The 13,833-nt window shown below is 33.6% G+C and carries 16 protein-coding genes and 1 tRNA gene; 9 read left to right on the top strand and 8 right to left on the bottom strand.

The window, feature by feature from the left end; translation table 11 throughout:
- Position 1: 1 nt before the first annotated feature.
- Positions 2 to 865 carry a presenilin family intramembrane aspartyl protease PSH gene (locus tag B8780_RS01170; RefSeq protein WP_084272376.1) on the bottom strand — a complete coding sequence of 288 codons (864 nt, stop codon included), beginning with the start codon at positions 863 to 865 and terminating at the stop codon, positions 2 to 4.
- Positions 837 to 3,098 carry a DNA topoisomerase I gene (locus B8780_RS01165; protein WP_011177548.1) on the bottom strand — a complete coding sequence of 754 codons (2,262 nt, stop codon included), beginning with the start codon at positions 3,096 to 3,098 and terminating at the stop codon, positions 837 to 839. The genes B8780_RS01170 and B8780_RS01165 overlap by 29 nt, the downstream gene beginning before the upstream one ends.
- A gap of 154 nt (positions 3,099 to 3,252) precedes the next feature.
- On the opposite strand from B8780_RS01165, the gene B8780_RS01160 reads away from it, so the two are divergent.
- On the top strand, positions 3,253 to 3,528 hold the full coding sequence (locus tag B8780_RS01160; RefSeq protein ID WP_048059465.1) for a hypothetical protein: 276 nt from the start codon (positions 3,253 to 3,255) through the stop codon (positions 3,526 to 3,528).
- On the opposite strand, the gene B8780_RS01155 is transcribed toward B8780_RS01160, so the two are convergent.
- A complete protein-coding gene (locus tag B8780_RS01155) occupies positions 3,520 to 3,909 on the bottom strand; it encodes a hypothetical protein (RefSeq protein WP_011177550.1) in 390 nt (129 codons plus the stop codon). The genes B8780_RS01160 and B8780_RS01155 overlap by 9 nt on opposite strands.
- Positions 3,910 to 3,960: 51 nt before the next feature.
- Between B8780_RS01155 and B8780_RS01150 the strand changes: the two genes are divergently transcribed.
- Positions 3,961 to 4,032 (top strand) — tRNA-Val (locus B8780_RS01150).
- A gap of 56 nt (positions 4,033 to 4,088) precedes the next feature.
- Here the strand turns inward: B8780_RS01150 and B8780_RS01145 are convergent.
- Together B8780_RS01145 and B8780_RS01140 are read right to left on the bottom strand one after the other, a co-directional pair.
- Entirely contained in the window at positions 4,089 to 5,087 is a 999-nt protein-coding gene (locus B8780_RS01145; protein WP_084272375.1) for an MFS transporter, read from the bottom strand.
- Positions 5,088 to 5,353: 266 nt separating this feature from the next.
- On the bottom strand, positions 5,354 to 5,713 hold the full coding sequence (locus B8780_RS01140; RefSeq protein ID WP_153274115.1) for a dehydrogenase: 360 nt from the start codon (positions 5,711 to 5,713) through the stop codon (positions 5,354 to 5,356).
- A gap of 183 nt (positions 5,714 to 5,896) precedes the next feature.
- Between B8780_RS01140 and B8780_RS01135 the strand changes: the two genes are divergently transcribed.
- Positions 5,897 to 6,556: a TIGR00266 family protein gene (locus B8780_RS01135; RefSeq protein WP_084272373.1), complete on the top strand. Its 660-nt coding sequence runs from the start codon at positions 5,897 to 5,899 to the stop codon at positions 6,554 to 6,556.
- 29 nt (positions 6,557 to 6,585) lie between these two features.
- On the opposite strand, the gene cas6 is transcribed toward B8780_RS01135, so the two are convergent.
- Positions 6,586 to 7,275: a CRISPR-associated endoribonuclease Cas6 gene (gene cas6, locus B8780_RS01130; protein ID WP_084272372.1), complete on the bottom strand. Its 690-nt coding sequence runs from the start codon at positions 7,273 to 7,275 to the stop codon at positions 6,586 to 6,588.
- 108 nt (positions 7,276 to 7,383) lie between these two features.
- On the opposite strand from cas6, the gene B8780_RS01125 reads away from it, so the two are divergent.
- Positions 7,384 to 8,013 (top strand): ArsR family transcriptional regulator, encoded by a 630-nt coding sequence (locus B8780_RS01125; protein ID WP_084272371.1) that lies wholly within the window; start codon positions 7,384 to 7,386, stop codon positions 8,011 to 8,013.
- Here B8780_RS01125 and B8780_RS01120 read toward each other — a convergent pair.
- On the bottom strand, positions 8,010 to 8,426 hold the full coding sequence (locus tag B8780_RS01120; protein ID WP_084272370.1) for a PPC domain-containing DNA-binding protein: 417 nt from the start codon (positions 8,424 to 8,426) through the stop codon (positions 8,010 to 8,012). The genes B8780_RS01125 and B8780_RS01120 overlap by 4 nt on opposite strands.
- Positions 8,427 to 8,504: 78 nt before the next feature.
- On the opposite strand from B8780_RS01120, the gene B8780_RS01115 reads away from it, so the two are divergent.
- Positions 8,505 to 9,302: an aldose 1-epimerase gene (locus tag B8780_RS01115; protein WP_084272369.1), complete on the top strand. Its 798-nt coding sequence runs from the start codon at positions 8,505 to 8,507 to the stop codon at positions 9,300 to 9,302.
- Here B8780_RS01115 and B8780_RS01110 read toward each other — a convergent pair.
- Positions 9,299 to 10,309, bottom strand: coding sequence for an alcohol dehydrogenase catalytic domain-containing protein (locus tag B8780_RS01110; RefSeq protein ID WP_084272368.1), 1,011 nt, complete (start codon positions 10,307 to 10,309; stop codon positions 9,299 to 9,301). The two genes, B8780_RS01115 and B8780_RS01110, sit on opposite strands and share 4 nt — an antisense overlap.
- A 142-nt stretch (positions 10,310 to 10,451) precedes the next feature.
- Here B8780_RS01110 and B8780_RS01105 point away from each other — a divergent pair, with 142 nt between their 5' ends.
- The 4 genes from B8780_RS01105 to B8780_RS01090 are packed head-to-tail and all read left to right on the top strand — an operon-like array spanning position 10,452 to position 13,744.
- Complete coding sequence (locus tag B8780_RS01105) at positions 10,452 to 11,747, top strand: MFS transporter (protein WP_084272367.1); 1,296 nt, start codon at positions 10,452 to 10,454, stop codon at positions 11,745 to 11,747.
- A complete protein-coding gene (locus tag B8780_RS01100; protein ID WP_084272366.1) occupies positions 11,744 to 12,274 on the top strand; it encodes an isochorismatase family protein in 531 nt (176 codons plus the stop codon). The genes B8780_RS01105 and B8780_RS01100 overlap by 4 nt, the downstream gene beginning before the upstream one ends.
- Positions 12,275 to 12,334: 60 nt before the next feature.
- Positions 12,335 to 13,216, top strand: a complete 882-nt coding sequence (locus tag B8780_RS01095; RefSeq protein WP_161939662.1) for an MBL fold metallo-hydrolase — start codon at positions 12,335 to 12,337, stop codon at positions 13,214 to 13,216.
- Positions 13,217 to 13,258: 42 nt separating this feature from the next.
- Positions 13,259 to 13,744: a TenA family protein gene (locus tag B8780_RS01090; protein WP_084272364.1), complete on the top strand. Its 486-nt coding sequence runs from the start codon at positions 13,259 to 13,261 to the stop codon at positions 13,742 to 13,744.
- Positions 13,745 to 13,833 lie beyond the last annotated feature (89 nt).

Below are 13,833 nucleotides of genomic sequence, written 5' to 3'. Positions count from 1 at the left end.
TTTAAATGAAAGATATTAAAAGCGATAATAAAAAGCCTGCTATTACACCTGTGTTTATGTATGGCAATCCTGGTGCTGGCTTTCCATTGTTAAAGAAGAAGAGCACTATTAATGCCATTATCGCACCGGCAAGCGGCAATATAATAAATATTAATCTCTGGTCAAAGATATAGGATGAAACTATTAGTATCTCGGGTATTGCCATATCACCAAAGCCGAGCATTAAAACGTTGTTTTCACCGCGGTTGTCAAATGTTAAATTCTGAAGCTTTAATCCTGATCTGGATGGCATGACGAACAGCAATGGATATGAATTATCAACTGCCGCCCTGGCAAGTGTCACCATGTGCTTTGTTTTATAGACAGATACATAATCATAGATTGCAAAGGCAATTAAAAGCACCATGGCATAGTATGGATTTAAAAACGTTCCAAAAACGGCTGCAGCACCTGAAACCATTAAAAATCCCGCCGCATCCATAATGTACCATTCATTGTGGAATATTAATAAATATGCAAACAATCCTGTTATAAATAATATTATTGAAAAGTACTCTATTAAAGACGTTGAAACAATGCCTGCTATTATTGCAGACACAAAGAAGATCATGTATATAATTAATAAAACAAAGATGTATTTTATTGCCTTTGCATATCTTTTTATCAAAAACAGTATTAAAACTGTGAATGCAATGACCGCTATTAAATAATATATTATATAAACCGGGGCCATGGCATCGCCGCTGCCCTTTAATGATGGATTTGAAACAATTAAGTTAGATGAGATGTAAAGTGAGAATAAAGATGATAATATAAACATTATTATTATTGAGATCTCAGACCTTATTCTTCTCAATTTTACCACCCCTGTTGAACTCGCAGTCTATTTTCGGGCAGAACTCAAAATGGCGCCTCCCGTTTATTAAAACAATGATTGGCGCACCACAGTACTGACATTTTTTATCCGTTTTCTTTAAAATCCCCTTCTGCGGCAACGGGTATGTAACCGTGCATTTTGGATAGTTTGAGCATCCCAGGAAGCGTTTTCCGTATCTGGACTGCCTTAAAACCAGGTTTCCACCATCAGCCGGGCATGTTCCATATATGTCCTTTTCTTTATTGTAATCACAGGCAGGATCAATGCATTTAACCTCTGGAGACTGCCCTTTTCTTATTATCTTTATCATTGGCAGGGAGCATACAGGGCATTTTGAATCATTTAATTGTATCCTGCCGTTTGAATATATATTAAAATCTATCCTGCAGTTTTCGTCCCCGCATTTTATTTTATAATGATCACGGTATTTTATTAAAAATAATTCATTGCCATCCAGTGGGCACCTTCCAAGGCTCTCGCCGGTGTTTAAATAATCATTTATCGTTTTATTTATCTCGCTGGTCCTGCCCTGGAAATCGTTTAAAACTGAATGCAGCATCCTTCTGGATTCGTTTACAACGTCGTCCTTTGTTTTCGTTCCAGATGCTATTTTATCCATATCCATTTCAAGCTCCGCTGTCATCTCCGGCTCACTGATCCTTGGATTGGTATCAATAATTGATTTTATAAATCCTTCGCCTAGCGGCGTTATTTTAACAGGGTTTCCTGTAACAAAATTCCTGCTGTAGAGCTTGTCTATTATATCGTGCCTGGTGCTTTTCGTTCCAAGGTTCAATGATTCCATTGCCTTTAAAAGTGATGATACATCGTACCTCCTTGGCGGCTCTGTTTCCTTTTCCTGCAGCTCATAGTCCCTGCCGTTTAAAACCTCGTTTTTTTCGAGATCAGGAACAAAGTATTCCCTGTAGCTTTTATATTTGTATATGTCATACCAGCCGTTTTCCTTTATTATGTTACCTTCAGATATAAAATCATGGCCGTTTACATCTATTAATGCAGTAGATCTTACTGCAACGGCATTTTTATAAAGTGTTGCCAGGAAGCGCCTTACAATTAATTCATAGATCTTTTTGTAATCGCCTGTTAACTCCTTTGATGGAACAGATACAGGATATATTGGCGGATGATCAGTGGCCTCGGTCTTACCCCTGGATGGCAATATTTTTTCCTGTGATAAAACAAGATCAGCCTCCATTGAAAACTCTGATTTCTTTAATTTTTCAACTATTGATTTTAGATTTATCGATTTATTATAAACGGTGTTATCTGTTCTTGGATAGCTTATTAATCCCTGCATGTAAAGCTTTTCGGCTATGTTCATGGCCCTTGCAGGTGATATACCAAGATATGAAGCCTCCCTGAGAAATTCATTTGTATTAAAAGGTGCCGGCCTGTATATGTAATATTCCTCCTTATCAAAAGATTTTACCCTTCCCGGCATATTTTTTACCTCAGAAAATATTTTTTCTGCTGTTTTCCTATCCTTTAGTTCATTATTATAATATGCATCAAAATCCCTATTTTTATTGAATGTTATCTTTATTTTATAATACTTCTCAGGAACGAAGGATCTTATCTCCATCTCACGCTTATAAATGAGGCCGAGCGTTGGCGTTTGAACCCTGCCAACAGATATAAAATCCTTCCATAACCTGTTGCTTGCTATTGAAAAGAACCTTGTAAGAACCGCGCCCCAGATTAAATCAATCTCCTCCCTGGCCTGGGCGGAATCTGCAAGATTGTAATCAACGTTTATTGTGTTTGAAAATGCATCATTTATCTCCTTCTCTGTTAACGCACTGAACTTTGCCCTTTTAATATTTTTCGCATTTAGAAATTTTAGAACCTCTGTGCCTATTAATTCACCCTCGCGGTCATAGTCGGTTGCTATTATTATATTATCCGCATCCTTGAAATTCTTTAATGTGTTTATTGCACGCTGGTTTTTAACATTATAAACTATTCTTGAATCTATTAATAGATTTAAATCCGATTTTAACCAGTCTTTAAAATCTGAAGGGAAATCTGCCTCAAGTACATGCCCGCTTAATGGCACAAGGACGTTTCTCTCATTGTTTGATTCAAATTCAATGTAAAATGAACCCTTTGACCTCTTCTGTTTTGATGTCTTTTTTGATAATATATAGGCTATTCTTCTGCCCGCATCCATCTTTTCAGCTATTATCAAATTTAACGTCATTTGTATGTGTATAACCTTTTATGAATAAACATTTTTTGGTTTTATTAAATTATGGCCGTCATTATTTTTATTTTTTTATTTTTTAATTATCCGTTTTTCAATAAAAAAAGTTTTTATAAAAAAACTTTATATATCTATGTTGTATTGTTTAATTATGGCAGAGGTAATTGTAGTACACACATGGAATGATGACCAGAAGGATAAGGTTATGGAGTTTGCAAAAAAGGTAACGGATATGGCAAAGTCAAAGAAACTTCCGGCAGGTCTTAAATTGCTCAGCATGGATCTTGCAGAGAACAAAAACGAGGCCGTGTGCAAGTGGGAGGTCGATTCAATAAACCATCTCCTTGAAACGGCAAAAACACTTGGACCAACATGGAATATAGATGCCTTTGAGGTAAAGGAAACATTCAAAAAGGGTCTATTTTAAATTTAATTTTTTTGGTTTTATACCTATTTTTGATGCGAATTTTTCCATTTCTGATATCTGTTCCCTATGAAATCCAAGGAATATGCCCTTTCCCTTGCCGCCAACATACAAATTACCATTTAAATGTATAATTTCTGCAAGCCTTTCTGAAACTATGACTATTTCATGACCATTAACATCAATTGATGTTGATAATGACCAGTTTACCTCCGGATACGAGCTGTGCCTTGGCCTTATAACGGATTTTAACGCTCTGGATTCAATGTCTATGTGTGTTACACGGGCCCTGGAATACCCCTTTACATGTATGTATATTAATGCATCCTCAAGCTCATTACCATCGAGAAATACCGTTCCAGGGATCTTTATCTTTCCGGGCACGTTACAACATTGTGATAAAGAATATATACATATTTATAATTATGGGCTAAAGGGCTCGTAGTCTAGTGGTATGATGCCGCCCTTACAAGGCGGTGGTCGCTGGTTCAAATCCGGCCGGGCCCATTTCTATAAGCAATCTTTTATCTTGAAAATAGAAATGGGCAATCAATTTTAAATATTTAGGAAGGATGATTCCTTAAATACCTTTCAACATAAATGTAAATTGGAATGAGCAAAAGAATGACAACAATTCCAGTGCAAAAGATAATTATCATAGGATTAAAAAATGTTCCCAATGCGCTATATACAAATGTTAGCAGAGGTGCACTAGAGGCTATCATCGTATAGTAGAGTGCATTCACCCTGCCAATCATTTCCCCTGGAGTATTTATGGTAATATACGCTGTTATTTTAATATTAATAAATGCACTTATTATGCCAAGTAAAACAGCCGCAATCACTATTTCAAAGGCATAAGCTGAAATGGATATGAACAAAAGTAAAAATGCAAAGGGTAACATTAACAAAACAAAAAACCTGCTAATATTTTTCCTATGGCTTGCAATATAAAAGCCAGCGATAATGCTACCAAATGGAAATGCCACTATAAATAAAGTATACCATAATATACCAGACTTCAAATAGGTAGAAATAATATAAGCACTGTATACGTCTAATGCTGAAGAACTTCCCGCTAATATAAAACTTAATACCATAACCGGTAAGACTGCCAGAATATATGGGAAGGCATCCCGATATTTCGTTTTTTTATGTTTTGGTGCAGGTTTTACATCTTTTAACCCTGTATTATAAAGCATAATTATTGACAAAATTGCCATTATAATAAAAAAAACAAAAAAAGTTCTTTGAAAAAATATTAGAAAAGCCCCGGCCAACAGATCTCCCAATATATATGAGAGCCCTCTTCCTATTTGAGAAATTGATATACCATTTGACATTTCGTTTTTATCTAAAATGTCTTTGGTAATAGCTCTAAAAGAATCAACTGATATAGCAGTTATTGCCTGAGATAAAAATGAAACACTGTACAACCACATTAAAGACCTTTCAAAGGCAAGTGCAGAATAAATAAAAAGTAGAAGGACATTGAATATTAAAAATAATTTTTTCCTATTAAATCTATCAATAAGGTAACCCTCAAGGTATAAAGATGACAATACCCAAGGAAAAAAAAGGAATCATACCTGTTAAGAAGACCGACATAGTATGCTGGTATACAAACCAGATAAAGTATACATTAAAGAATGCTACATTAATTCTTACAAAATTATGAGAAAGCCAAAATTTGTAAAATAATCTCCAATCAGAATTCAAGTGCAACCTTAACACCGAAGTTATTTAATTCTTTTTATGAATTGATTCCCCTCTGTAGGAACAAGAGAAATAATTTTAGGATTTTTTATTAATTAAAATGGTTTATAAATCACTGCCCCATTGCAGCCATAAGCCTTTTTCTATCATTTTCAGGTAGCCTTTCCATTGCCTTTTCAATCATTTCCATATCCCTTGATTTATAACTGTCATTAAGTTCTGAGTTTGCCTTCATCCTTATTTTTATAAATGATTTTAGTGACCGGTCATCCATTGAAAGCACAATTGACATGTTTGTCAGGCACAGGTTAATATATTCGTTTTCATTTGCATCCCTGCACATCTCTGTTATAAGATCCTTCATTGAAGACAACATTTCTGCATCATTCTTTGACATTAGATTTTTAAAAAGATCCATCATTTCACTTTTTCTTTCATTTTCAGGCATTCTTGCTATTTCAACAATATTCATGATTATCATTTCAATAAATAGATAACAGTAAAAGAATTTTTCGTTTATCATACAAAAAAATTTTATCTTCAGGATAATATTAAATTCAAAAATTTTTCAATGATATAAAATTAGATATATAAAAAACAATTGTATTATTATTGGAATACAACAATTTATATAAACAATAGATGTTTATGCCTCATGGTAAATTATGAAATTGTTGGCGGCGATGTCCAGTACCTTAAAAGCATCCTAAATGAGGGTGAATCAATGTACGTTGAGCCCGGCCATCTCATATACAAAAGCCCATCTGCCAGACTTGATGTGCGTGCTGGTGGCCTCAGGGGTGCATTTTCACACATGCTTGCAGGCTCTGACGTCTTTCTTTTAAAGGTTGATGGCCCAGGTGAGGTTGCAAGTGCGGGCTTTTTGCCAGGCAAGGTCTTTAAAATAGAATTAAATAATAATTCGATAATTGCAGAGTTCAACGCCTTTTTATGCATGGATTCCACCGTGAATTATTCAACCAAATTTGCAGGTCTCTGGCAGGGTGTCTTTGGCGGCGAGGGTTTATTCCTTGAGAAATTCAGCGGCACCGGATCTGTAATGATGCACGGCCACGGTCAGGTTATTGAACGGGAATTAAAACCGGGTGAGGAAATACAGGTAGAGCTCAGCCATGTTCTTGCCTTTGAGGAAACCGTTGGTTATAACGTGGTAAGAATAGGCGGCTTAAAGACAATGATTCTTGGCGGTCTTGAGGGCGAGGGCTTATTCTTTGCAAATATGACCGGTCCTGGAAAGGTCTGGCTTCACAGCATATCATTGTTTGAGCTTTCTGCAAAGCTTGCAAGAAGATAATATTTTAAATGTTTATTCTATTAAACATTTTAATACATGATTCCAAAGTCCAGCGGCATCCTTTCCTCGTCTATGAATCCAAAACCGGATTTTGTTAGTTCTCCAATGCCGGTATTTAGAATATTGTTTATTATTTTATTATCAGACATTATTGTAAACTTTATCATTGATGCCTTTATATCCTCATTATTTATCCTTAAATTTAAGGTCTTAAAATGTATGATCTTTATGAAATCTATATATCCATTTAAACCCGTGAAACTGTATTTTTTTATTATATCATTTTTAATGGCATCGACAAAATTCCTGTTATTGGCATCTATGTACTCACCGTTGTATTTAATTATCACAGGAGATCTTGATATCATATTGGCCGTATCAAAAAAACAATTGTTATTTTCCATTTTAACTGAATTTATCCTCATCAATCTATGTTTTACATTACCGGATTTTATTGCATCCATTATATCATCTATTATTTTGTAATAACCGCTTGAAATGTATATTCTGTATTTACCATAGGAAATCGTATTGTTACTGATTCTTCCCTTATACGGTAATGGATGGCTGCCGCAGTAGTATGAAAAATCATCAATCATGGCACTTTTTATCAATGGTTTTGATCTGCCTATTTCAAAGATAATATTTTCAAAGATTGAATATATATCACTGTATGAGATGGTTTTTTGATTCTGTGTAAGCTCAATAACAAGCTTCATAAAAATCTATTTTTTAATATTAAATAAAGACAATGTTATTGCATTTTGTTGCCTTTTTATTTATACATTGCAAAAATTTAAATAAAAATTGCAATATTGCGTATATAAATGGATAAGTATGCAATATCATTGCTGGGTTTTGATAAAAAGATCGTTTTAATGCCCTTAATGGAGTATAGATTATCATTAATAGATTATTATGTGCTATTAACAACAGAAGATGAGAAATCAAGGTCATTGATAGATGAAATCTCATCCAGTCTCTTAAGTTTTAATATAAATGTTATGCCTGCATGGATCAACGATATCTATGACTTTTACGATATCTATGTTACAATAATGAGTGTTGTAAATAAAATTGGATACATGCCATCATGGATAAACTGCTCTGCCGGAACCGGTGTCGGTGTTTCCGCCATGGTCGTCTTTGCAATACAGAACGGCATAAAACTGGTATCATATTCAAAGGGAAGCAATAAAACAAGGATAATAAAGGTTGAGGTTATTGACAAGTTTTTAAAATATGCAAGCAATGAGAAATCAATATTTCATAGCATGGAAAACGGGAATAAAACAATAAATGATATATCAAGGGATCTTAACATGGATAAATCAACGGTATCAAGAAAACTTAAGAGGCTTAAGAATTTAAATCTTATAGATGTAAAAAGGGATGGCAAAAAATATATTTTTAATACAAATGAAACCTGGGAAAAGATTATAAATGGAAGGTATTAATCTATTTTTATCTCCCTTAGATGTGAATCATCATTAAATGACCTCTTTAATTTTATATCATTGAACACAGTTATTCTTAATTCCATAAGTGGATCTGCAATACCTGAAATAAAATGGCCGCCGTATATTCTATGATCGTTTTTTGCGCCTGCCATGTGTATATGATATTTTATCTCATCATCGGCAATGCTTCCATGAAATGAAACAAGTTCAATTCTTTCATCTATAAAGGTTTCATCGTAATGATCAATGTTCCAGTAGGCAAACCTTGCATTCTTCATCATGCCTATTGCAAAGTCTATGCTCGCTGACCTTATTTTATAAAATGATACAAGACCATCAAGATCATTTATTATATCCTCACCTGACTCAAACTTTGCAAATATTACGTTGTTCTCAATCTTATGCTGCATGTTTTATTATATAAAATGCCTTAAAATAATTTATGTACCTATTTTAATAATTTTTATAATTTATTTATATATATTATTATGATCATATCATTTAACAGGAGCCTTCTGGAAGTTTCCAGCACCGGGGCGTATATAAAATCTTTGGTTCTTGATGGTGAAAAAATAATAAATGATAGCCATGATGGAAATGATACACATGGCGGTTCTGCAGTGCTCTTTCCATTTGGAAATAGAATAAGAAACGCGGAATATAAATATAATAATATAAATTATAAATTACCTAAAAACAATGGTGAAAACAGCATACACGGCCTTGTAAGGGACAAAATCTTTAATGTTATTGTATTATGTAATAAAATCGAATTTTTTATGGACTTTAATGATGAATCATATCCGGGAAATGCATTTATAAATGTTTCATACATATTAAATGAAAGATCGTTTAGAACAGATTTTACGGTTACATCAAAGAATGAGAAAATACCGGTTGAAATCGGTTTTCATCCATATTTCTATTTTCCGGATAAATGCATCTTTAGATCCGGAAAGATCATGATGCTTAATTATTTAGATGAATATTTTCCGGATGGAACATTATCTGATACAAGCATAAATGGATCTGATATATCAAAATTATCAATTGATAACTGCTTTTATGTTCATGGCCCTGTAATATTAGAAGGCAATAAAAAAATAAGAATCGATAGGGAAAACATGGATTATCTGGTTATATATACCGGGCTGTATGAAAAAACAAAATCAATTGCTGTTGAACCAATGACGGGTGCGCCTGATGTTTATAACAATAAAATAGGTCTCATAGAATTAAATAAAGGGGAATCGTTTCACTGTTCATACACAATAAATCTAATTTAATCAAATTTTATTACGATTCTGCCCATGGCCTGGCCATTTCTTATTATCTCAAGGTCATTGTTTATATTTTTTAATTCATCAAATCTGTCTATTACAATTTTTATCCTGTTCTCGTTAAATAATCTTACAGCTTCTTCCAGCTCGTATCTTGTATTGCCAACGCATGATATTATTTTTATTTCATTTATTATCAGATCCAGCGGATTTATATTTACATTACTGCCGTCATAGCCTATTAATACCAGTTTACCAGCCTTATTTAACATTTCTATATCATTCTTTATTGTTTCATTTGAACCAACAAGATCGTATATAATATCAACACCGCCCATGCTTTTTACTTTATTTACTATATTCTCATTGTATGTATTTATATTATAATCAGAGCCGAGCTTCTTTGCAATGTCCAGTTTTTTATCATTTCTTGATGCAGAAAAAACCCTGCAGCCCCTTAATTTATTAAGCTGTATCAATCCAAAGCCAACGCCTCCAACACCGTAAACAAGAACCCTGTCATTCAATTCCGGTTTGGCCATGTTTAATGCGTGTATTCCGGTGCTTATGCTGCATGCTATTGGGGCAATTGAATATATATCGATATCATCGTTGAGCTTTACAAGGTCAGTCTCCCTGGCCTTTATATATTCTGAAAAGCCGCCGTCATTTATAAATCCATACTCCATTTCCGGATTTGTGCATAGGTTCTCCTGGCCATTAATGCAGAAATCACATTTACCGCAGCCACGGTAATAATATAAAAGCACCTTATCATTTAAATCAAGACTCTTCACATTTTTACCTTTTTTGTATACTATTCCGGCAACCTCATGCCCTGGTATAATCGGATATTTACCGGCATTTAAAACATTATCAATGAAATGTAACTCTGTATGGCATATCCCTGCAGCCTTTACCTTGATTAGAACCTCATCGTCGTTTATCTCTGGAACAGGAACATCCTCTATTCTCAGTTTTTTCTCATTTTTATATAATAATGCAGCCTTCATTGTAAACAAATTATTTTTGTTTATAAAAATATATTTAATATATTATAAATATTATACATAATTTTTAATTAATTCTAGTAATAAATAATTAACATTGAAATAAAAGAAAAATTTATAAATAATACCGAACTTCTGTTCGTATATGGAAAGCGTTTCCTTTGACGAGATACCGGCCAGCAGAAAATTGTTAAAGATAACGCTGTTATCATCAGCCGGTGTTATAATGGATGGCTATGTTTTAAGCATATATGCAGTAGCCTTATTGTATTTAAAAAACTATTTTATGCCATTGCCGTATCAAATATCATTAATGGCATCTTCCGCGCTTCTTGGAATGTTCTTTGGATCACTAACGTTTGGTTATTTATCTGACAGATTTGGGCGGAAAAAAATATATGAATACGACCTTTTAATAACATCGGTATTTTTATTCTTAACAGGGTTATCAAGGAACGTTATTGAATTCATAATCTTTGAGGTACTTGCAGGAATAGGCATAGGCGCGGATTATCCTATAAGCTCATCGATACAGGCAGAGTTCTCACCGAGAAACGTCAGGGGTAAATATCTTATATACAATATATTCAACTGGAATATTGGCTTTATAGCCTTTTACATCGTTTCAATATTCTTTGTGCTTTATACAGGATTAAATGCCTGGAGGTACATGTACATAAGTGCTGCGGCAATACCGTTGATCGTTGTGCTTTTAAGGAGATCAATGCCAGAGTCACCATACTATTTAATAAAATCAGGCCATTATGAATCTGCAATTAAAGTAGAAAATGAATTTTATAAAAACGTAAAAAATCCATATGTAAACGGTGGCAGAACGGAAATAAGGGAATTGTTCAGCAAAAAGTATCTAAAATACACAATCTTTGTTTCAATTGCATGGTTCTCATACGACGTTGCAAGCTATGGAATATGGACTTATACACCATCTCTGTTTTCTGACACATCATCATATATAATCAGCGTTCTTGGTTCTCTTCTTGAGGAGGTTCCTGTCATACTCGGTTTCATCGTTCTATGGTATTTGATAGAGCGTGCCGGCAGAAGAAGAATGGAGATCATTGGTTTTCTTCTGCCTTTAATACCAATGCTATTACTTTATTTCACCGGCAACATGGGCTTTTTAATACTATTTTTTATGTTCGGATTTATGCATTTTTCACATAATCTTGGTCCTGGAGAATTAACATTTACATACCCTGTTGAGATCTTTCCAACAAGAATAAGGTCAACTGCCATGGGCTTTGCAACACTATCATCAAGAATAGGTGCAATTCTTGGTGTTGTTGCATTTCCAATAATAATGTACAGCTTTGGTTTTAAATACTCAATGCTCTTCTTTGCAGTTTTTGAGATTATTGGTCTTATTGTTACAGTAAGATATGCACCAGAAACCAAGAAGAAACCTCTTGATGCCATATGAAGGGAATAATAGTAATAGATCCACAAAAGGGATTCGAGAACCCGGGCACATTAAAAACATTTTATAGAATCTTTGACATTTTAAGGAACGGCTATTCAAAATATTTAAAGGTATACATATTTCTATTTTTAAATGACGAAAAATCTCCATTTAGAAGGAACATGGAATGGTGGAATGCCTTTCATGGATCGCCAGATACAGATGTAATTCAAAACATTGACATAAATGGATATAAAACATATTACCATAACAGATACTCAATAATCAACGATGATTTTCTAAACGAAATAGAAAAATACAATATAAACGAATTTTTAATAACAGGCGTTGAAACAGATGCATCTGTACTTCTTGCAGCCATGGAATTATTTGATCTTGGAATACATGTTTTAATATGCCCGGATCTTGTTTACTCAATATACGGTGATAAGGGCCAGGATGCCGGACTTTTTATTATAAGAAAGGTTCTTGGTGATTCAGGTTTTATAGGCTATGGCGATGTCTTTAAATGGCTCTATGAAAAATAGATTTATAAAAAACAAAAAGGATAATAACCTTTAAAAATTATATTATTTGATAAAATGGAAATGATAAACATTGATGATAATATTTATGCGTACATAAATGAGCCTGGCACATGGTTCCGCGGCAACAGTGGCTTTATAAAAGGCAATAAAATGAACATCGTTATAGACTCACTTGCAACCGAGGACATGGCAAAAAATTACATAAATGAGATATCAAGGATATCAAATGTGCCTGTAAGAATCATAGTAAATACGCATGCCCATGGGGATCATGCATGGACAAATTACATGTTTGAGAACGCAATAAATATAGCACAATCAAATTACCTGGAATCTATAAATGACCCAACGGAAAAGCTTTATTCAAAATACTTTCCAGATTTTGATTTTTCAAGGTCAAGGTACAGTGTTCCTGATATAACCGTGAGCCATGGCATCTCATTATACATCGATGAAAAGGAGATAAAGGTCATGCATTTGCCAAATGCGCATACATCCGGGGATTTAATAGCATACATACCTGATAATAAGATAGTTTTTACCGGCGACATTCTATTTTCAAAACCATGCACACCCTTCGCAATGACAGGCAGCATCCGCGGAAGCATCATGGCCCTGGAGTTTTTAAAGAGTCTAAGGGCAAGAGTATATGTTCCAGGACACGGTCCTGTTTCATACGGAACAGAAAAAATCGATGCAGCGTTAAAATATTTTAAATTCGTTCAATCAGAGGCATCAAAAATTTTAAACTCCAGTGATGATGTCATTGCTGCTGCAAGGTCAATTGATCTTGGCGAGTACAAATCATGGCTGAACCCTGAAAGGATCATAGGAAACATATCAAGGGCCTGCATGGAACTGAACAATAATGAAACAATGATAAACGAGGATAAAATAATCTCTGCAATGATGGATTACAAAGAACTGCTTGAAAGATCATAATTTTTAAAATAAAATATAAATCATGTTTTTAAATATAAGAATATGAACAACTCAGATTTTCTTGTTAATAAATCTGATTTTAAAAGGGCCTTAAACACTGAATTTTCAAGATTATTTATTGAAAACAGAATCACTGAAAGGTCATTAATCGATTATTTTGAACAGGATTATTTCTTTGTTCTTGAGGATTTAAAGGTTTTAAAAAAACTTATTGAATTATCTGAAGATAAAAATATGTTTTCATGGTTCATGTCATTAATAAACAACGATGAACTGAACTTCTTTAATAGATTCTTTTATGAAAATAATATAGATATAAAAAAAATAGAGATATCAAAAACAACCAGGAAATACATAGATTACATGGAAAGCATCATTGAAAAGGATGATTTTATATTAATTTTATCCATGCTGCTTGCAGGCGAATGGATCTATCTTGAAACCTTTTCAGGAAAAAATTCAAAAAATATTTACATAGGTGAATGGGAAAAGATTCAAACGATCTTAAAAGATTTGTTGATTTCATGAGGAATATTATTGATAATTCTGTGATAAACGATGATGTCATTAATGTATTTGGCAATACTGTAAATCTTGAAATTGAGTTCTTCTGCCAG

This window comes from Picrophilus oshimae DSM 9789, from assembly GCF_900176435.1.
Taxonomy (GTDB): Archaea; Thermoplasmatota; Thermoplasmata; order Thermoplasmatales; family Thermoplasmataceae; genus Picrophilus; species Picrophilus oshimae.
This window is presented reverse-complemented; position numbering and strand designations above follow the sequence as displayed.